16 protein-coding genes are annotated in these 18,723 nt (G+C 68.6%); 10 read left to right on the top strand and 6 right to left on the bottom strand.

Annotated features, from left to right (window positions below; genetic code table 11):
* Nucleotides 1-20: 20 nt before the first annotated feature.
* Nucleotides 21-962, bottom strand: coding sequence for a VOC family protein (locus E3328_RS05480; RefSeq protein WP_135363590.1), 942 nt, complete (start codon nt 960-962; stop codon nt 21-23).
* A gap of 93 nt (nt 963-1,055) precedes the next feature.
* The gene (locus E3328_RS05475) at nt 1,056-1,715 is read right to left on the bottom strand and encodes an alpha/beta hydrolase (protein WP_135363589.1); all 660 of its coding nucleotides are present in this window, start codon (nt 1,713-1,715) and stop codon (nt 1,056-1,058) included.
* A gap of 180 nt (nt 1,716-1,895) precedes the next feature.
* Here E3328_RS05475 and E3328_RS05470 point away from each other — a divergent pair, with 180 nt between their 5' ends.
* Nucleotides 1,896-3,386, top strand: coding sequence for an aldehyde dehydrogenase family protein (locus E3328_RS05470; protein ID WP_135363588.1), 1,491 nt, complete (start codon nt 1,896-1,898; stop codon nt 3,384-3,386).
* 55 nt (nt 3,387-3,441) lie between these two features.
* Here the strand turns inward: E3328_RS05470 and E3328_RS05465 are convergent, their stop codons facing one another.
* Nucleotides 3,442-4,272: an SDR family NAD(P)-dependent oxidoreductase gene (locus E3328_RS05465; RefSeq protein WP_135363587.1), complete on the bottom strand. Its 831-nt coding sequence runs from the start codon at nt 4,270-4,272 to the stop codon at nt 3,442-3,444.
* Between the two features lie 40 nt (nt 4,273-4,312).
* Between E3328_RS05465 and E3328_RS05460 the strand changes: the two genes are divergently transcribed.
* Nucleotides 4,313-4,582, top strand: a complete 270-nt coding sequence (locus tag E3328_RS05460; protein WP_167837313.1) for a PD-(D/E)XK family putative nuclease — start codon at nt 4,313-4,315, stop codon at nt 4,580-4,582.
* A 43-nt stretch (nt 4,583-4,625) separates the two neighbouring features.
* Here the strand turns inward: E3328_RS05460 and E3328_RS05455 are convergent, their stop codons facing one another.
* On the bottom strand, nt 4,626-5,462 hold the full coding sequence (locus E3328_RS05455) for a hypothetical protein (protein ID WP_135363585.1): 837 nt from the start codon (nt 5,460-5,462) through the stop codon (nt 4,626-4,628).
* 261 nt (nt 5,463-5,723) lie between these two features.
* On the opposite strand from E3328_RS05455, the gene E3328_RS05450 reads away from it, so the two are divergent.
* The 7 genes from E3328_RS05450 (at nt 5,724) to leuD (ending at nt 13,131) form a co-directional block, all read left to right on the top strand.
* On the top strand, nt 5,724-6,980 hold the full coding sequence (locus E3328_RS05450; RefSeq protein WP_394345903.1) for a LeuA family protein: 1,257 nt from the start codon (nt 5,724-5,726) through the stop codon (nt 6,978-6,980).
* Nucleotides 6,981-7,289: 309 nt separating this feature from the next.
* Nucleotides 7,290-9,119, top strand: a complete 1,830-nt coding sequence (gene ilvB / locus E3328_RS05445) for a biosynthetic-type acetolactate synthase large subunit (protein ID WP_135363584.1) — start codon at nt 7,290-7,292, stop codon at nt 9,117-9,119.
* Nucleotide 9,120: 1 nt separating this feature from the next.
* Nucleotides 9,121-9,777 (top strand): acetolactate synthase small subunit, encoded by a 657-nt coding sequence (ilvN, locus tag E3328_RS05440; protein WP_135363583.1) that lies wholly within the window; start codon nt 9,121-9,123, stop codon nt 9,775-9,777.
* Nucleotides 9,770-10,771, top strand: a complete 1,002-nt coding sequence (gene ilvC, locus E3328_RS05435) for a ketol-acid reductoisomerase (protein WP_135363582.1) — start codon at nt 9,770-9,772, stop codon at nt 10,769-10,771. The genes ilvN and ilvC overlap by 8 nt, the downstream gene beginning before the upstream one ends.
* A 19-nt stretch (nt 10,772-10,790) precedes the next feature.
* Nucleotides 10,791-11,090: a DUF7989 family protein gene (locus E3328_RS05430; protein WP_246022903.1), complete on the top strand. Its 300-nt coding sequence runs from the start codon at nt 10,791-10,793 to the stop codon at nt 11,088-11,090.
* Nucleotides 11,087-12,511 carry a 3-isopropylmalate dehydratase large subunit gene (leuC, locus tag E3328_RS05425; RefSeq protein WP_135363581.1) on the top strand — a complete coding sequence of 475 codons (1,425 nt, stop codon included), beginning with the start codon at nt 11,087-11,089 and terminating at the stop codon, nt 12,509-12,511. Before E3328_RS05430 ends, leuC begins: the two co-directional genes overlap by 4 nt.
* Complete coding sequence (leuD, locus tag E3328_RS05420; RefSeq protein WP_135363580.1) at nt 12,511-13,131, top strand: 3-isopropylmalate dehydratase small subunit; 621 nt, start codon at nt 12,511-12,513, stop codon at nt 13,129-13,131. Before leuC ends, leuD begins: the two co-directional genes overlap by 1 nt.
* Nucleotides 13,132-13,202: 71 nt before the next feature.
* On the opposite strand, the gene E3328_RS05415 is transcribed toward leuD, so the two are convergent.
* Nucleotides 13,203-14,606 (bottom strand): MEDS domain-containing protein, encoded by a 1,404-nt coding sequence (locus E3328_RS05415; RefSeq protein ID WP_135363579.1) that lies wholly within the window; start codon nt 14,604-14,606, stop codon nt 13,203-13,205.
* 75 nt (nt 14,607-14,681) lie between these two features.
* Nucleotides 14,682-17,852 carry a methyl-accepting chemotaxis protein gene (locus tag E3328_RS05410; RefSeq protein WP_135363578.1) on the bottom strand — a complete coding sequence of 1,057 codons (3,171 nt, stop codon included), beginning with the start codon at nt 17,850-17,852 and terminating at the stop codon, nt 14,682-14,684.
* Nucleotides 17,853-17,995: 143 nt separating this feature from the next.
* Here E3328_RS05410 and E3328_RS05405 point away from each other — a divergent pair, with 143 nt between their 5' ends.
* Nucleotides 17,996-18,667 (top strand): cyclase family protein, encoded by a 672-nt coding sequence (locus E3328_RS05405; RefSeq protein WP_135363577.1) that lies wholly within the window; start codon nt 17,996-17,998, stop codon nt 18,665-18,667.
* The last annotated feature ends 56 nt before the right edge of the window (nt 18,668-18,723 follow it).

The following is an 18,723-nucleotide window of genomic DNA, read 5'->3' as shown; positions in this document are numbered from 1 at the left end:
GTGGCGCCGCGCGGTCCCGCTCAGGCCTCGCGGGGTGCGCTCGGCAGCTCGGGCAGGTTCGCCTCGATCTCGGCGCGGCGGTCCTCGAGCCACTCGGGGAGCACGAGGTGCTCGCCGAGTTCGTCGACGCTCTCGTCGACGGTGTAGCCGGGCGACTTGGTGGCGAACTCGAAGAGGACGCCGCCCTCGGTGCGGGCGTAGATCGACCGGAACCACTTGCGGTCGATGATCTGGGTTGGGCGGAGCCCCCGCTCGACGAGGGCGTCGTGCCACTGTGCCTGTTCGGCGTCGGAGACCTGGAAGGCGACGTGGTGGACCGTGCCGGCGCCCGCCTCGCCGCGCGGGGCCTCGGGGTCCTCCAGCACGTCGACGACGGCGCCCAGGTCGCCGCCGGCGCGGAACCGCTGGCGGTGTTTCTCGCTGCGGGTCGGCTGGAACCCCATCGTCTTGAGCAGGCTCCCCGTGCCGCTGGCGGTCGCCAGCGAGAGCGTCACCCCGAAGAAGCCGCGGACGGCGTGCTGGTCCGGGACGGGACCGTCCGGCGGGTCGCCGTCGGGCGCGTCCGCGCGTGCGACGAGTTCCATCGGGAGCCCGTCGGGGTCCTCGAAGGTGACCACGGTGTCGCCGAAGCGCTCGCGGGGCGGACCGTGGGCGACGCCCTCCGAGTCGAGGCGGTCGGTCCAGTACTCGACGGACCCGGCGGGGATCGTGAACTGGACGGTCGTCACCTGGCCCGTGCCGACGCGGCCGGGCTGGGCGTCCGTGTACGGGAAGTACGTCATGCTCGTTCCGGGGGACCCGCTCCGGTCGCCGTAGAAGAGGTGATACACCGACACGTCGTCCTGGTTGACGCTGCGTTTCACCAGTCGTAACCCCAGCGTCTCGGTGAGAAAGCGGTGGGTACGGCCGGGGTCGCTGGAGATGGCCGTCACGTGGTGGATCCCGGGGATGTCCGCTGGCATTGCCCCCGGTTCGGTGCCGACCACGATACCCCCTCTGCAGGCACACTCAACCCCCGGCCGCTCCGCCGCGACCGGGGTCGGGGACGAGCCCGGTCACGGGTCCGGCGGCTCGTCGCCCCCGTCGGCCAGCAGGTCCTCGACCAGGTCGCCGACCGCCGCGAGTTCGGCGTCCGTGATCCCGTGGTCGTCGCCCGGTTCGATGCGGATCCGCACGTCGCCGCCGAGCGACTCGAAGACCGCGGCCGTCTCGCGGACGCGGTCGACCGGGACCGCCGGGTCGCCCTCGTGGCCGCCGACGAGCACCGGCGTCCCGTCGAGACTGCCCTCGTACTGGCCGACCTCGGGGCCCATCAGCCCGCCGCTGGCGAGGACGACGCCGCCGTACCGCTGGGGATTCCCCGCGGCGAACTCCGCGACGAGGCAGGCGCCCTGGGAGATCCCGAGGACGACGGTCCGCTCGCTCGGGACGCCCGCCTCGCGGACCGTCTCGACCGCGTCGGCGACCGCCTGCAGGGCCGACGAGAGCTCGGGCTCGTTGGCCTCGCGGGGTGCGAGAAACGAGTTGGGGTACCACCGGTTGCGCCGGGCCGCGGGCGCGACCAGCGCGAGGCCGTGGCGGTAGAACTCGTCGGCGAGTCGGACCATCCCGTCGGCGCTCCCGCCGCGGCCGTGGACGAGGACGGCGGCCGCTCCGGCGACCGAGAGGGGCGCGCCGGCGGTGACGAGCGGCCGGTCCTGATGCGGCCCGGTCATCTCCGCGCCTCCGTCGTGTCGACCGGAGTCCGAGGACTCGCGTGGAACATCCGTCCTGTGGTAGGAGTACCGGCGACTTCAAGCCGTTCGCTCGCCGGTCGCCTGCGTTTGCGACGGGAACCGGCAGCACCGCCCGGGTCCTCGCCCCTTTTCGGTCCGAATTCCCTAGCCGAGACACTCGTGCCCGACAGCTACGCGATCGACGACGACTGGAACGCACTGTACGTCGACGGCGAGTGGACGGCCGCCGAGAGCGACGAGACCATCGCGGTCGAGGACCCCTCGACCCGCGAGCAGGTGGCGACGGTCCCCGCCGCCGGCGAGGCCGACGTGGAAGCCGCCTACGAGGCCGCCGCCGAGGCGCAGTCGGAGTGGGCCGAGGCGCCGCCCGGGCGCCGGGAGACGCTCGTCCAGGACGCCCTGGAGGCGATGCAGGCTCACAGCGAGGGGATCGCGGAACTGCTCGCCGCCGAGGTGGGCGGGTCGCAGATCATGGGCGAGACGTCGCTGCGGATCGCCGCGGACCAGATGGGCGAGGCGGCGACGATGCCCCGGCGGATGAAAGGCGAGCTCGCGGACTCGAACGTCCCCGGGAAGGACAACCGCGTCGAGCGCGTCCCCCGCGGGGTCGTGACGGTGATCTCGCCGTGGAACTTCCCGCTCAACCTCTCCATGCGCGCGGTCGCGCCCGCCCTCGCGGCGGGCAACGCGGTCGTGCTCAAACCGTCGTCGAACGCGCCGATCACGGGCGGGCTGCTGTTCGCGAAGATCTTCGAGGACGCGGGCCTGCCCGACGGACTGCTGAACGTCGTCACGGGCAGCGGCTCGGACATCGGGGACCGCGTCGCCGGCCACCCCGAGAGCGACATGGTCGCGTTCACGGGCTCGACGCCGGTCGGCCGGCAGGTCGCCGCGACCGCCGCCGAGAACCTCTCCGCCCAGGCGATGGAGCTCGGCGGGAACAACGCCCACATCGTGACCGCCGACGCGGACATCGACCGCGCCGTCGACAGCGCTACGTTCGGCTCGTTCGTCCACCAGGGCCAGGTCTGCATCTCGATCAACCGCCACGTCGTCCACGAGGACGTATACGACGAGTACGTCGACGCCCTGGTCGACCGCGCCGAGTCGCTCCCGGTCGGCAGCGCTCACGACGAGGACACCATCGTCGGCCCGATCATCGACGAGTCCCAGCGCGACGAGATGCTGGCGTACGTCGAGGAGACCGTCGACGCCGGCGCGACCCTGGAGACGGGCGGCGAGACGGCCGACCTGGAGGGCGTCGACGACTCGCTGGTCGTCCGGCCGACCGTCCTCTCGGGCGTGACCAACGACATGGCCGCCGCGTGCAACGAGCACTTCGGCCCCATCGCGCCGGTCATCCCCTTCTCCGATATCGACGAGGCGGTCGAGATCGCCAACGACACCGAGTACGGCCTCGCCGGGTCGGTCCACGCCGGCGACCTCGGGACCGGGATGGACATCGCCGACCGCATGAAGACGGGTCAGGTCCACGTCAACGACCAGCCGATCAACGACGAGGCCCACGTCACATTCAGCGGGACCCGCGCCTCCGGCATGGGCGGGTACAACGACGGGACCATCCTGGAGCAGGTGACCGAGACGAAGTGGGTGTCGCTGCAGCGCGAGCCCCGCGAGTACCCGTTCTGACTGGGCTGTACCCTGGTCACCTTCCAACGAGGGTCGATCACCGCTCGGCCGCCGCTCAGTCGGCCGCCTGGCCGCCGTCGACGGGGATCGTCGTCCCGGTGATGTAGGAGGCGTCGGCCGAGCAGAGGAAGGCGACCGCGCCGGCCATCTCCTCGGGGTCGGCGATCCGGCCCATCGGCACGTCCCGCATCGCGGACGTGTCGAAGTCGGCGCGGAGGCTCCAGAGCGCCATCTTGACCATCTGAACGATAGAGCGGACCCGGCCGAGTATCCCCGACCCGCCGGTGTCGCCGAGGATCCCCGACTGGATGTTGGTCTTCGTCGGTCCGGGGGCGATGGCGTTGACGCGGACTCCGCGCTCGGCGTACTCCAGCGCGACGGACTTCGTCAGCCCGACCACGCCGTGTTTGGTGGCCGAGTAGCTGGAGAGCCCGCCCATCCCCACCAGCCCGGCCTCGGAGGCGGTGTTGACGATGGCGCCGCCGTCCCCGTGCTCGACGACGGGGAGTTCGGCCTTCATGCACGACCAGATCCCCTTGAGGTTGATGTCGACGATCCGGTCCCAGTTGGCCTCGTTGATGCCCGTGGTCTCCACGAAGTCGGTGAGGATGCCCGCGTTGTTGTGCGCGAAGTCGAGCCCGCCGTAGGTCTCGACGGCGGTGTCGACCATCCGCTCGACCGACTCGGTGTCCGACACGTCGACCTCCACGAAGGTCGCGTCCCCGCCGGCATCCTCGATCAGGTCGACGGTCTCCCGTCCGCCCTCGGTGTCGATGTCCGCGACGACGACGTTCGCGCCCTCCTCGGCGAATCGGAGTGCCGAGGCGCGTCCGATGCCCGACCCCGCTCCGGTGACGAGTGCCGATTTTCCGGCTATGCCGTTCATAGCTCGGGAATTTCGTCGACCAGCTACTCAAGTGTATGCCTTGGTAATCGCTTGGATTCACGAAACGCTCGCGAGCGGCGCTGCAGGCCGGTTCAGGCTGTGGGAGGACCAACACCGCTCGCTGACGGCGGCGGAAGGCGCAGAGGGGCAAACCGCCTGGTACGCGTTCGTGCTATTCGACGAGAGCGACGACGTGGTCCGGCGGAAGTCGTCGACCGTCACCGAGATCGTCGGTGGCGAGTGGAATGAGACCGGCCACGCTCAGCGGGATGGGCGGCAGTATAAAGTTGTATGGAACGAGGTATTCTGAAATCTGTCTGTATTCTATTCCCATTCGGATTCAGGAAAATTCTCTACGAGTTCCGCTTGTCGTAAAATCTCAATGCCCCCATTAGAATTGTAACAGTTAGAACCCCCCAGCTTTGCCCCTTCCATAGAGCGACTATCGTTCCGACTATAGCTGCGATGAAGAAGAGCGCCCAAAATACGTAGGAGGTGTTAATATTCTCTGAGTCTACTGAGGATCTAAGTACGGACATAAATCCAATTTTCTTTTCCTGTGTCTCATCCGAAGAAGATTCAATCTCGTCGTTGACTGAGAACCTATGATTTACCACACTCTGAGTCTCATCCACTAGAATGTCTAAATATTCTTTTGTTTCTCTCTCATGTACACCCTCTTTTTCCTGAATGTCTTCAATATAGCTGTCAAAGTCTTGTCTCCGTTTTTTAGAGATGTACGGATTATTCCTAAACTTCCCCTCCCACTTTTCATAGGTTTCAACCAACTTTTCGCTTCCACCACTATCGAAAGAGGACAGGAGAGAAGCGATAACATGACGAGATACCAAATCATCATTGATATCTGACTTCTTGGCATTGAGCCGGAACAAAACAGTCAGGGTAATAGCGAGAATGGAAAGACCTCCTGATACCGCGACATAGAGTTTGTTCGATGGCCAGTGTTCAACGTACATTGCCAAGAGCATATATAATGAGATACCCGAACCCCATTTTCCAATTTTTGCGTAATACTTTGACTTGGTGTAAAGCTTAATGTCTTTTGTGTCCTTCAGATTCTCATCGATAAACCTCACCCAGCTTGATTCTTCATCTGTTGACTGAGAATTCAAGGCGCCATCATCAACAGATTGGCTATTTATTTCCTCTTTCTCAATGTTCTCAGCCATATTTTCGAATTAGAGATGATTTCTCACTACAGATAATATAATTAACGCTCGATTTTATTGTACAGACTCAAGCATTCTGAGGCCGATCATAGTGTCCGGTTCTGCAAAGACGGTAAATCCCGCTAATTAACCCTCTAACTGCCACTCCGTTCTCCAATTCATCGCAAACGGTCCGCTTTACTCCCAAAACCGGATCACCACCGGCCTGAGAACGACATCGTGCCACGCGCTAGCGCGGCGCCGCGCCGAGCGGAGCCTTTATTGCCCCCGAGAGAACAGATAGGGGTACAATGTCCAATACAGAGGGCACGTCGGCTTCGCCGGCGGATCGAGTTCTTCCAGGGTACTCTGAATAGTACCTCGGAAGTCCACGAGGCACGCATTTTCGACACCACGCTCCGCGACGGGGAGCAGTCGCCGCGCACGTCGTTCTCCTACGAAGACAAACGGGAGATAGCGGCGGTGCTGGACGACATGGGGACCCACGTCATCGAGGCGGGCTTCCCGGTCAACTCCGACGCGGAATTCGAGGCCGTCCGCGACATCGCGGAAGCGACCTCGACGACGACCTGCGGGCTGGCCCGGGTCGTCGAGAAAGACGTCGAAGCGGCACTGGACTCCGGCGTGGAGCTGGTCCACGTGTTCGTCTCGACGAGCGACGTACAGCTGGAGGACTCCATGCACGCCACGCGCGAGCAGGCCGTCGAGCGCGCCGTCCAGTCGGTCGAGCGCGTCAAGGAGGCCGGCGTGGAGTGCATGTTCTCCCCGATGGACGCCACCCGCACCGACGAGGCGTTCCTGATGGAGGTCGTCGACGCGGTCTCGGAGGCGGGCACCGACTGGATCAACATCCCGGACACCTGCGGGGTGGCGACGCCCGGTCGGTTCCGCGACATGATCGCGAAGGTCGTCGACCGCACGGACGCCCGCATCGACGTGCACACGCACGACGACTTCGGGCTGGCGGCGGCCAACGCCCTGTCGGGCTTCGAGGCCGGCGCCTCGCAGGCGCAGGTCTCGGTCAACGGCATCGGCGAGCGCGCGGGCAACGCGGCCTACGAGGAGGTCGTGATGGCCCTGGAGTCGCTGTACGACGTGGACACGGGGATCGACACGACCCGGATCACGGAGATCTCGCGGGTCATCGAGGGCAAGAGCGACATCCCGGTGCCGGCGAACAAGCCGGTGGTCGGCCGCAACGCCTTCTCCCACGAGAGCGGGATCCACGCGGCCGGCGTCATCGAGAACTCCGACACGTTCGAGCCGGGGGTCATGACCCCGGAGATGGTCGGGGCCTCGCGCGAACTCGTCCTGGGCAAACACACCGGCCAGCACTCCGTCCGGGAGCGGCTGGTCGAGGCCGACTACGAGCCCACCGACGAGGAGGTGCGCGAGATCACCCGGCGCGTCAAGGAGTACGGCGCGGACGACAACCGCGTCACCATGGAGGTCCTGGAGGAGTTCGCCCAGGACGTCGGCGTCGACCGCGAGGTCGAGGAAGAGGAGGTCCGGGCGTAGGACGATGCCCGCCTCCCCGGCCGCCGAGCGCACACGGAGAGAGCCGACGCTCCACCGGGGAGCCACGCGAGCGGCTGGAATCCCACGAGAGGCGTCGGCGGCCGCGCGCCGGACACGGAAAATTTATTGCCGCCGGTGTGCAGATACCCGTAGTGATGAGACCGACCGCTGGCGGCGAGGCGTTCGAACTCCCGTCCAGCGGCGCGCTTCGCGCGATCGTAGGGGCTCCCTAGCCCCACCACTCACAGCTGTTCATTCTCGGCGGACGCATCGGACCGACGCGGAGCGAACTCGACGACACCACCACACATGAGCGAGCAAACACCAGTGTCGCCACCAGACGGCGAGACGACGGGAGAGGGCGAACAGACAGCGGAGACAGCGGCGGAGGCCGACGAGGGATCGACGACGCGCGACAGCGTGAGCACGGGCGCGGAGTCGGTCGTCGCGGCGCTCGAACAGGCCGGCGCGGAGACGCTCTTCGGCGTGCAGGGCGGGGCGATCATGCCCGTCTACGACGCCCTGTACGACTCCGAGGAGCTGACCCACGTCACGATGGCCCACGAGCAGGGGGCCTCCCACGCGGCGGACGCCTACGGCATCGTCTCGGGCAAGCCGGGCGTCTGCCTGGCGACCTCGGGGCCGGGCGCGACCAACCTCGTGACCGGCCTCGCGGACGCGTCGATGGACTCGGACCCCGTGATCGCGCTGACCGGGCAGGTCCCGACGAACTTCGTCGGCAACGACGCGTTCCAGGAGACCGACACCGTGGGCGTGACCCAGCCGGTCACCAAGCACAGCTACTTCGCGGCGGACTCGGACACGGTCGGCACCGAGGTCGGCGAGGCGTTCGCGCTGGCCGAGGAGGGCCGCCAGGGGCCGACGCTGGTCGACCTGCCGAAGGACGTGACCCAGGGCGAGACCGACGAGTTCCCGGGCGAACCGGAGACCCCGGACACGTACAACCCGCCGAACGAGGCCGAGCCCGAGGCCGTCGACTCGGCGGCCGCGGCGCTGGCGGAGGCCGAGCGGCCCGTGATCCTCGCGGGCGGCGGCGTCATCAAGGCCGAGGCAAGCGACGAACTGCGCCAGTTCGCGACCGACTACGAGATCCCGGTCATCACGACGATGCCCGGCATCGGCTCGTTCCCGGAGGACCACGAGCTGTCCCTGGAGTGGGCCGGGATGCACGGCACCGGCTACGCCAACATGGCGATCACGAACACCGACTGCATGCTGGCCATCGGGACCCGGTTCGACGACCGGCTGACCGGCAGCGTCGAGACGTTCGCGCCCGACGCCGAGGTCATCCACGTCGACATCGACCCCGCCGAGATCTCCAAGAACATCGAGGCGGACTACCCGCTGATCGGGGACGCGAAGCAGGTCCTGCGCCAGCTCGACGACGCGATGCCCGTCGCCTACGAGGCGATGGACACCTCGCCCGACGAGTACGCCGAGTGGCGCGAGCAGTGCCAGGCCTGGAAGGACGAGTACGCGATGACCTACGACATGCCGGAGGACGAGCCGCTCAAACCGCAGTACGTGGTCGAGCGGTTCTCCGAGCTGGCCGACGACGACGCCATCGTCACGACCGGCGTCGGCCAACACCAGATGTGGGCCAGCCAGTTCTGGACGTTCACCGAGCCCCGCACCTGGGTCTCCAGCCACGGCCTGGGCACGATGGGCTACGGCGTCCCCTCGGCCATCGGCGCGAAGATCGCCGCCCCCGACCAGGAGGTCGTCTGCTTCGACGGCGACGGATCCTTCCTGATGACCGTGCAGGAACTCTCCGTCGCGGTCCGGGAGGACCTGGACATCACGTACGTCGTTCTCAACAACGAGGCGGTCGGGATGGTCCGCCAGTGGCAGGACGGCTTCTACGAGGGCCGGCGGATGGCCTCGGAGTACCCGTGGATCCCGCAGTTCGACATGCTCGCCGAGGCCTTCGGCGCCCGCGGGTTCCGCCTGGAGGACCCCGCGGAGGTCGACGAGATAATCGAGAAGGCGCGCAGCTACGACGGGCCCGCGGTCGTCGACGCGATCATCGACCCGGCGGAGAACGTCTACCCGATGGTCCCCAGCGGCGGGGACAACGGCCTGTTCGCACTGAACGGCGACCAGCTGGGTGATCTCTGAGATGACACAAGGCATGGACGGCCCCCATCCCGACGAGCGGATGCGTCCGGAGGGCCGACGAAACTCGCAGGGAATTCGTATCGATCCGGAAGCCGAAGCGACCCACCAGCCGCGCAAGGCGGTGCTGTCGACGCTGGTGAACCACGAGCCGGGCGTCCTCGCGGAGGTCTCCGGACTCTTCAGCCGCCGGCAGTTCAACATCGAGAGCCTCACCGTGGGCGCCACGGACGACCCCGAGGTCGCACGGATGACGATCGTCATCGAGGAGCCCGAGCCCGGGGTCGACCAGGCGAAGAAGCAGCTGGAGAAGCTCGTGCCGGTCATCTCCGTCGAGGAGCTCGAACCGGAGGCGGTCCAGCGCGAGCTGGTCCTCGTGAAGGTCAGCGGCGAGAAGCCCGACGACGTGAACGCGGTCGCGGACATGTACGACGGCAACGTCGTCGACGCCTCCCCCGAAGCGATCACGGTCGAGATCACGGGCAGCCAGCAGAAGATCGAGGCCGCGGTCGAGGCGTTCGACCAGTTCGACGTGCAGGAGGTCGTCCGCACGGGCGCGGCGGCGGTCGAGCGCGGGGCGGACACCCTGGAGGACACGCGGCGGAAAGCGGAGACGATATCAGAGACGGGCGAGACCCCTCAGACAGCTACAGATGACTGACGACTTCACCGTACCCGTCTACGACGACGGCGACGCCGACGCATCGTACATCGAAGACGAGACCGTGGCCATCCTTGGCTACGGCAGCCAGGGCCACGCCCAGGCGCAGAACCTCGCCGACAGCGGGGTCGACGTGGTCGTCGGCCTCCGCGAGGGCTCCAGTTCGCGCCAGGAGGCCGAGGCCGACGGGCTGCGCGTCGAGACGCCCGACGACGCCGCCGCGGAGGCGGACATCGTCGTCATGCTCGTCCCGGACACCGTCCAGCCGGCCGTCTACGAGGCCATCTCGGACGGCATCGAGGAGGGCGACACCCTCCAGTTCGCCCACGGCTTCAACGTCCACTACGGCCAGATCGAACCGCCGGAGGGCGTCGACGTGACGATGGTCGCCCCCAAGAGCCCCGGCCACCTCGTCCGCCGCACGTACAAGCGCGGCGAGGGTACCCCCGGTCTGATCGCCATCGAGCAGGACGCCACCGGCTCCGCGAAGGAGCAGGCGCTGGCCTACGCGCAGGCCATCGGCTGCGCCCGCGCGGGCGTCATCGAGACGACCTTCCAGGAGGAGGTCGAGACCGACCTGTTCGGCGAGCAGGCCGTCCTCTGCGGCGGCGTCACCGAGATGGTCAAGGCCGGCTTCGAGACCCTCGTGGATGCGGGCTACGCGCCCGAGATGGCCTACTTCGAGTGCCTCAACGAACTGAAGCTGATTGTCGACCTCATGTACGAGGGCGGCCACATGGGCATGTGGAACTCCGTCTCGGACACCGCCGAGTACGGCGGGCTCACCCGCGGCGAGGAGGTCATCGACCGCGAGGGGATGGACGAACTCCTCGAAGAGGTCCAGAACGGGGAGTTCGCCCGCGAGTGGATCAGCGAGAACCAGGCCGGCCGGCCGGCCTACAAGCAGTACCGGAGCGCCGAACAGAACCACCAGATCGAGGAGGTCGGCGGCCGCCTGCGCGAGCTGTTCGCGTGGGAGGAAGCCGACGAGTGACCACCGACACACCACACCGATGACAGACGAACCGACCACGACACCGACGACAGACACGACGACCGACACCGTCGGCGACGCGGCCCCGAAGGCGACGATGGCCGAGTTCAGCCACACCAACCCCCACACGGGGAAGGCGTTCGGCGACGACTTCGCCTTCCAGCGGGGCCCTGCTGTGGCTGCGGACGGCGGGCGCGCGGACGCCGAGACGGACGAGCAGACGATGGAAGACGTCGACCACGAACACCCCGACGACGACGCGGCGGACGCCAACCGCGTCTTCCAGCGGGGTGAAGAGGGACGAGACGGATCAGTATGAGTCAGGGCACACTGTACGACAAGGTCTGGGACCGGCACAAGGTGACGACGCTGCCCAACGGGCAGGACCAGCTGTTCGTCGGGCTGCACCTCATCCACGAGGTGACGAGCCCGCAGGCGTTCGGCATGCTCCGCGAACGGGACATCGAGGTCGCGCGACCGGACCTGACGCTGGCGACGGTCGACCACATCGTCCCGACGGCCGACCAGTCGCGGCCCTACGGCGACGACGCGGCCGAGAACATGATGTCCGAGCTGGAGGAGAACGTCCGCGAGGCGGGCATCGACTTTCTCGACCCGACCAGCGGCGAGCAGGGCATCGTCCACGTCGTCGGCCCGGAACAGGGGCTCACCCAGCCCGGCAAGACGATCGTCTGCGGCGACTCCCACACCTCCACGCACGGCGCGTTCGGCGCGCTCGCCTTCGGCATCGGCACCTCCCAGATCCGCGACGTGCTGGCCACCCAGACCATCGCGATGGAGAAGCAGAAGGTCCGGAAGATCCAGGTCGACGGCGAGCTCGGCGAGGGCGTCGAGGCCAAGGACATCATCCTCGAGATCATCCGCCGCCTGGGCACCGAGGGCGGCGTCGGCTACGTCTACGAGTACGCCGGCGAGGCCATCGAGAACCTCGACATGGAGGGGCGGATGTCCATCTGCAACATGTCCATCGAGGGCGGCGCCCGCGCGGGCTACGTCAACCCCGACGAGACCACCTTCGAGTGGCTGAAGGAGACGGACTACTTCCAGGACAACCCCGAGAAGTTCGACGAACTGAAACCGTACTGGGAGTCCATCCGCAGCGACGCGGACGCCGAATACGACGACGTGGTCCGCATCGACGCGAGCGAGCTGGACCCCGTCGTCACGTGGGGCACGACGCCCGGCCAGGGCATCGGCGTCCACGACCCGATCCCGGCCCCTGAGGACCTGCCGGAGGGCAAGCAGGACACTGCCCGTCGCGCCCAGGAGCACATGCGCGTCGAGCCCGGCGAGACGATGGCGGGCTACGACATCGACGTGGCCTTCCTCGGTTCGTGTACCAACGCGCGCCTGCCGGACCTGCGGCGGGCGGCCCGCGTCGTCAAGGGCCGCGAGGTCGCCGACGACGTGCGCGCGATGGTCGTCCCCGGCAGCCAGCGCGTCCAGAGGCAGGCCGAGAAGGAGGGCCTGAAAGACGTCTTCGAGGAAGCCGGCTTCGACTGGCGCAACGCCGGCTGTTCGATGTGCCTCGGGATGAACGAGGACCAGCTGGAGGGCGACGAGGCGTGTGCCTCCTCGTCGAACCGCAACTTCGTCGGCCGCCAGGGCAGCAAGGACGGGCGGACCGTCCTGATGAACCCGCGGATGGTCGCCGCGGCGGCGATCACCGGCGAGGTCTCTGACGTGCGCGAGCTGCCGGAAGCGGAGGTGTCCGCCTGATGGTCGACGCCGACGACATCCCGTCGGTCGACTACGTGGAGGGGACGGGCATCCCGATCCGGGGCAACGACATCGACACCGACCAGATCATCCCGGCGCGGTTCATGAAGGTCGTCACCTTCGACGGCCTGGGCCAGTTCGCCTTCTTCGACCAGCGGTTCGACGACGACGACAACGAGAAAGACCACCCGATGAACGAGGACCGGTTCCAGGACGCCTCGGTCATGGTGGTCAACGACAACTTCGGCTGCGGCTCCTCCCGCGAGCACGCCCCGCAGGCGCTGATGCGCTGGGGGATCGACGCCCTCGTCGGCGAAGGGTTCGCCGAGATCTTCGCGGGCAACTGCCTGGCGCTCGGCATCCCGACCGTCACCGCCGACCACGAGACGATCAACGCCCTCCAGCAGTGGGTCGACGACAACCCGGACGGCGACATCGAGGTCGACGTGCGCGCCGAGACGGTGACCTACGGGGACAACGAGATCAGCGTCAGCGTCGACCGCGCCCAGCGCGAGGCGCTGGTCGAGGGCAACTGGGACACGACCGCGCTGATGAAAGCGAACCGGAACGCGATCGAGGAGACGGCCGCGTCGTTGCCGTACCTCGAATCCGCGGACTGACTCGCGCAGGTCGCCCCCTGACTGTCGTCGCTTTCTGACGCCGCGTTCGGCGGCTGTCTTCGCCGGCGCCCCTAGACGGACCTGTCGGTCGGGCCGCTACTCGGAACGGTCGGCACAGTGAACTCGATCCGGTCGACCGGTCCGTCGGAGGGCATACGGAGGGAGCCGTTCACCGACTCGACGACCCACTTGACGACCCACATGCTGAGGCCGACGGCGTGCTGGAGCGACTCCTCGGAGCCCGACCGCAGGGTGTCGCGGGTCCCCTGGGAGACGAAGGGATCGGTCGCGGCGACGTCGACGGTCGCGACGCCGGCGGGGCCGTCGGTTCGCACCGAGACGGTGACTGACGGGTCGTCCAGTCGCTCCGCCGCGACCGAGATGACCTCGCGGATCGCCAGCCCGACGACGCTGTCGGCGGCGGCGGCCGCGTCCGGCGGCGCGCGTTCGAGCGTGACCCGGAGGTCCGGAAGCTCGGATTCGAGGTCGTCGACGGTCTCTTCGATACAGTCGAGGAGGGGGACCTGTCCGTGGTCGACCGATTCGAGCGTCCGGTCGACGTGGCGGGCCTTCTCGGAGAGCGCGAGCAGCCGCTCGGCGGCGTCGCGGATGACCCGGATCTGCTCGGCCTGACCCGGATCCGCATCGGAACGCTCGAACCAGTCCAGTCGCCCGAGGATCACGTTGAGGTCGTTTCGGAGGTTGTGTCTGAGGACGCGGTTGACGACCGAGAGACGCTGTTCGCGGCGTTCGATGTCGCGCTCGAAGCGGTCCACGTCGCGGGTCTGTTCCAGCAACAGCGTACCGTTGGAAAGCGGCGCGCCCGCTTCCAGGGCTTCGGCGGGCGGCACGTAGTAGGGGTTCTCGCAGAGCCGTCCGCGGTAGACGACCTGCTCGTGGGTCTGGAGCGCCTTGCCGACCGCGGCGTCGTCGAACCGGTCGAGGCTGTACTGGCAGAGCGCGGTCACCTCGAACTCCGGACATCGCCGGTCGAAGTCGCGTTCGAACTCGATCACGCTATCGAACTCGCAGTCGGCTTCGAACGACCAGGTGTTCTCGCCGGCGAGCCTGAGTCCCGCGTACCCGTCCTCGACGGCCTCGCGTGCGAGGGACTCGACGCCGTCGACCGTCCGGGCCGGGTCGAACGTGTCCTCCCCGTAGACCGCCCGGGCGTCTTCGACGCGGAGCCGTCCCCGGTCGCGGCAGGCCGCCACGTCGATCCCCGTCGCATCGAGCGCGTCGACCACCGTCTCGACCTCGTTTTCGTCGGCGAGGTAGACGACTCGCTCGTCGAGCGCCAGTCCGCGCTCCACGAACGCCGAGACCGTCGCAAGTTGCTCCGCGCGAGTGCGGTAGAACAACGCGAGGTGACGGGGGAGGTCGGCAGTCGCGAACTGCGCCCGGATCCGCGGCCCGTCGGGAGGGTCTCGACTCCCCGCTCCCGTCTCTGTTCCTCGTCCGACGGGGTCAGGCATGAGCCGCTTTAGACTCTACACGGACTTCAATCTTCAGTCGTGTCTCCGGCTGGATCGCGGCCGCGAGCGGCCGCCTTACTCTTCGCCCCCGTCCGTGGCCGCCCGGTCGTCGCCGGCGGACGCGGACGGATCCGCGCTCCCGCCCGTGTCCCCGGGCTCCACGGTCAAACCGTCGTCGTCTCCGCCGCCCGGTGCGGTGTCGGTACCGTCCCCCTCGCCGACGGTGAACTCGTCGAGGCGCTCGCGCAGCCGGTCGGCCAGGTCGTCCAGTTCGTCGGCGGTGCCGGCCATCTGCGAGGCGGTCGTCGTCTGTTGCTCGGCGGCGGAGGCGACCTCCTGGGCCTCCGAGCGGGTCTCGCGGCTGGCCGATGCCACGTCGTCGGCCATCGCGACGACCTCCTGGGCGGAGGCGGCCTGCTCGTCGGTGGCGTCGTTGATCGACTGGACGCCGGTGTTGGCCTCCTCGACGCGGTCGGCGATCTCCTCCAGCGTCCGCAGGCTCTCGTCGACGGTCTCGCGGCCCTCCTCGACGGCCGCGTGCATCTCGCGCATGTCCGCGACCGTCTCGGCCGTCGACGACTCCACGCCGTCGATGCGGTCGGCGATCTCGTCGGTCGCCTCGCTCGTCTCCTCGGCGAGCCCCTTGACCTCCTGGGCGACGACGGCGAAGCCCTCGCCGGCCTCGCCGGCGCGGGCGGCCTCGATGGAGGCGTTCAGCGCGAGGACGTTCGTCTGCTCGGCGATGTCGTCGATGAGCGCGACGATCTCGTCGATCTCCGAGACCGCCGCCTCCAGTTGCTCCATCTCCGCGACGGTCGCGTCGGCCTGGGCCTCGATGGTCTCCATCACGTCGATCGACTCCGCGGCCAGGTCGGTCCCGTCGCGGGCGTCCGCGGCGGCCGCCGCGGAGAGCTCGGCCACCTCGTCCGAGGAGGAGGCGATCTCCTCGACGGTCGCCGAGAGGTCGTTCATCTCGCCGGAGACCTCCTCGAGGCTCCCGGTCTGCTCGGCGGCGCGGGCGGCGATGTCCTCGATGGACTCGGCGACCTCCCGGCTGGCCGAGGACACCTCCGTCGACCCGCGGGAGACCTGCTCGCTGACGCCCGCGACCTCGTCGCTGAACCGCTTGATCTCGACGACGGTCTCCTCCAGGTCGGCGAGCATCGCGTTGAACTCGGTGGCGATGGTCCGCATCGCCTCGCTGTCGCGGGCCTCGTCCATCCGGGCGGTCAGGTCGCCGTCGGCGGCCCGTTCGAGGACGCCCGCGGCCTCCTCGGCCTGCCGCTGCAGGTCGGCGGCCAGCTGTTCGGCCTCCTCGCGGGCGGCCTCGGCCTCGCTGCGGGCCTCGTCCAGGTCCGCGACGAACGCCTCGGTGTTCTCGTGCATCGTCGTCAGCGCGGCGCCCAGCCGGCCCGGGACCTCCTCGTCGAGGACGGGCGCGTCGAACTCCTGGTCGGCCAGCGCGTCCGCCTGGGCGGCGGCCACCGAGAGGTTGTCGTGCATCCCCTCGAAGGCGGTGACCATCTCGCCGATCTCGTCGTTGCCGGCGTCGACATCCAGTTCCTCGTCGAACTCGCCGCGGGCGAGCCGCTGGGCGTGGTCGCGGACCCGCTCGATCGGCCGGGCGAAGTAGCGGGCGAGCCCGTAGCCGGTCGCGACGACGCCGACCAGGACGGCGCCGAGGATGAGCAGGATCGTCTGGCGGGTCGCGTCGGCCTCCGCGCGCAGTTGCGCCCCGAGCGCGGCCGCCGGGTCGGTCACGTCGGACTCGGGGACGGTTGCGACCATCGTGAAGGTCCGCTCGCCCACGTCGATCGGCCGGAAGCCGACGTAGCGTTTGGCCGCGTCGCTGTCGTTGCCGAGGCTGTAGGTCGCGAGTCCGGCCTCGCCCTGGAGCATCCGTTCGTTGACGATCGTCGCCAGGGAGTCGCCCAGCGCCCCCTGGGCGACGTTGGCCTGCTCGCGCAGCAGCGCCTCGCGGGGGTAACTGACGAGTTCGCCCCGGTCGTTGACGATGTAGAGGTACCCCGACTCCGCGACGGTCACGCCGTTGGTCATGTTGGTGACGTGGTGGTAGTTGAACTCCGCCGCCAGCACGCCCGCCAGGCGACCGTCGTGGTACACCGGCGTCGCGAGCACGCTCCGCTGTTCGCCGTCTCGCATCCCGATGTCGCCGACGACGACCCGGCCGGGTCGGGCGCCCTCCGCGCGGGAGAACCACTCCGCGTCCGCGTAGGAGGTCCCGTTCTCCGAGACCTCGACCGACCCGCCGCCGGTCCGGGTGACGCCGACGACTTCCCGCCCGTCGGCGTCGGTCAGGCGGAGGCTCCGGTAGGCCTGTACGTCTTCGCCGCCGACAGTCATCGTCTGAGTCCACAGCGCGCTCTCGAAGGAGGCCGCGACGGTCGACCGCGCCTCGACGACGCTGCCCCGGCGGAACTCGGCGACCGGGACCGTCGGCGCGATCACCCAGTCGAACCGGTCGTAGTACGCGTAGGAGACGACCCGTGTCGCGTCGTCCTCGCCCGCTGCGTAGGTCTCGCTCGCCCAGTCCTCGCCGGCGCGGACGCGCTCGTCCGACCGGACCGTCCGGTCGACCGCGTCGTAGACCATCGCGAGCCCGCCGACGCCGTCGCCCAGCCGCTCGCCGTCGCCGACCTCGTGGTGGACGACCACCGACCCGTTGCGGTCGGTGACCATCGCGTACCCGGTCTCGCCGACGTAGCCGGGGCGGAACGTGTCGGCGAGCGCGCCGCGGTCGGCCGTCCCGTCGCCGGCCGTGCCGGCGATCCGTCGCTCGACCGCCGTCTCGACCGCCCGTCGTTCGTCGGCGCTCAGGTCCTCCCAGGCCCGCCCGTCGTAGCGCTCGGCGATGACCGTCTCGGCGGTGCTCTCGACGGCGTCGCGGACGTGGAGCGCGAGGGTCCCGAGCCGCCGGGCGCTCCGCTCGCGCGCCGCCGTCGACTCGCCGCTCGCCGTCGCGTAGTAGTCGGCGACCGCCGCGGTCCCGGCCAGCGACTTCACGTCGGCGCGGCGCTCGTTGAGCAGGTTCCCGACCCCCTCGCTGCGGGCCTCGACGCTGTTGTTCAGCTCGTCGGTCACCTGCGCTTCCAGCGACGCCGCGCTCGCGCGCTGGGACTGCTCGCTCAGGTCGGTCATCGCCCCGTTCGCCGTCACCCCGACTACCGCCGTCGGTATCAGCGAGACCACCAGAAAGACGAGGATGAGTTTCGCACTCAGTCTCATTGTCCCTCCAGCTATCGCCGGATATCTTATGTCTAATTCACCAGTTATCAGACGTGATACCTGTTTAGGCCGAATTCGCGAGCCCGCGGGGCGGCCGCGGCCGCGCCGCCGCCCATTTCAGTCGGGCGGGCGTACGCCCGCGGGTGTCACCCCTGGACCTCACCCATCCGCTGGCCACCGGGATGCCGGTGTACCCCGGCACGGAGCCCGTGCGGGTCGAGCCCGACGCGACCCGCGACGCGGACGGCTACCGGACGACGCGGCTCGACCTGGACTCCCACGCGGGGACCCACGTCGACGCGCCCGCGCACCTCACGGACGGCTCGTCGCTCGACGAGTTCCCCGTCGAGCGGTTCCGGTTCGACGCCGCCGCGGCCGACCTGCGGCCGCTCGAACCCCGCGAACGGATCGGCCGCGACGCGCTCCGGGACGCGCTGACCGCCGACCCCGACGGGGTGGACCTGGTCGCGGTCGTCACCGGCTGGGACCGCCACTGGGGCGACGACCGGTACTTCGACCACCCGTATCTCTCCGCCGAGGCGGCCGCGTGGCTGGCCGCCCACGGCTGCGATCTGGGCGTCGACACGGTCAACCCGGACCCGACGCCGACCGAGCGCGCGGACGAGGGCGAACCTGACGGATTCCCCGTCCACGAGCGGCTGTTCGACGCCGACCGGCTGATCGTCGAGAACCTCCGCGGGCTCGGGCGGGTGTCCGGGGGGTTCGAACTCCGGGCCTACCCGCTCCGGTTCGACGGGGCCGACGCCTCGCCGGTGCGGGCGGTCGCGTACCCGGGTGACGCCGGCCGCGACTGATCGGGCGTCAGACCGCCGAAGCGCCGCTGTCGCACATCGACACCCTCTTTTCGGCA

The sequence above is a fragment of the Halosimplex halophilum genome (genome assembly GCF_004698125.1).
GTDB classification, from domain to species: Archaea; Halobacteriota; Halobacteria; order Halobacteriales; family Haloarculaceae; genus Halosimplex; species Halosimplex halophilum.
This window is presented reverse-complemented; position numbering and strand designations above follow the sequence as displayed.

Coding starts and splice junctions, on each gene's coding strand:
- ilvC (WP_135363582.1), top strand. CDS start 9,770: ATGACTGACGACTTCACCGTACCCGTCTACGACGACGGCGACGCCGAC.
- ilvB (WP_135363584.1), top strand. CDS start 7,290: ATGAGCGAGCAAACACCAGTGTCGCCACCAGACGGCGAGACGACGGGA.
- E3328_RS05480 (WP_135363590.1), bottom strand. CDS start 962: ATGCCAGCGGACATCCCCGGGATCCACCACGTGACGGCCATCTCCAGC.
- E3328_RS05465 (WP_135363587.1), bottom strand. CDS start 4,272: ATGAACGGCATAGCCGGAAAATCGGCACTCGTCACCGGAGCGGGGTCG.
- ilvN (WP_135363583.1), top strand. CDS start 9,121: ATGACACAAGGCATGGACGGCCCCCATCCCGACGAGCGGATGCGTCCG.
- E3328_RS05410 (WP_135363578.1), bottom strand. CDS start 17,852: ATGAGACTGAGTGCGAAACTCATCCTCGTCTTTCTGGTGGTCTCGCTG.
- E3328_RS05430 (WP_246022903.1), top strand. CDS start 10,791: ATGACAGACGAACCGACCACGACACCGACGACAGACACGACGACCGAC.
- E3328_RS05455 (WP_135363585.1), bottom strand. CDS start 5,462: ATGGCTGAGAACATTGAGAAAGAGGAAATAAATAGCCAATCTGTTGAT.
- leuD (WP_135363580.1), top strand. CDS start 12,511: ATGGTCGACGCCGACGACATCCCGTCGGTCGACTACGTGGAGGGGACG.
- E3328_RS05415 (WP_135363579.1), bottom strand. CDS start 14,606: ATGCCTGACCCCGTCGGACGAGGAACAGAGACGGGAGCGGGGAGTCGA.
- leuC (WP_135363581.1), top strand. CDS start 11,087: ATGAGTCAGGGCACACTGTACGACAAGGTCTGGGACCGGCACAAGGTG.
- E3328_RS05475 (WP_135363589.1), bottom strand. CDS start 1,715: ATGACCGGGCCGCATCAGGACCGGCCGCTCGTCACCGCCGGCGCGCCC.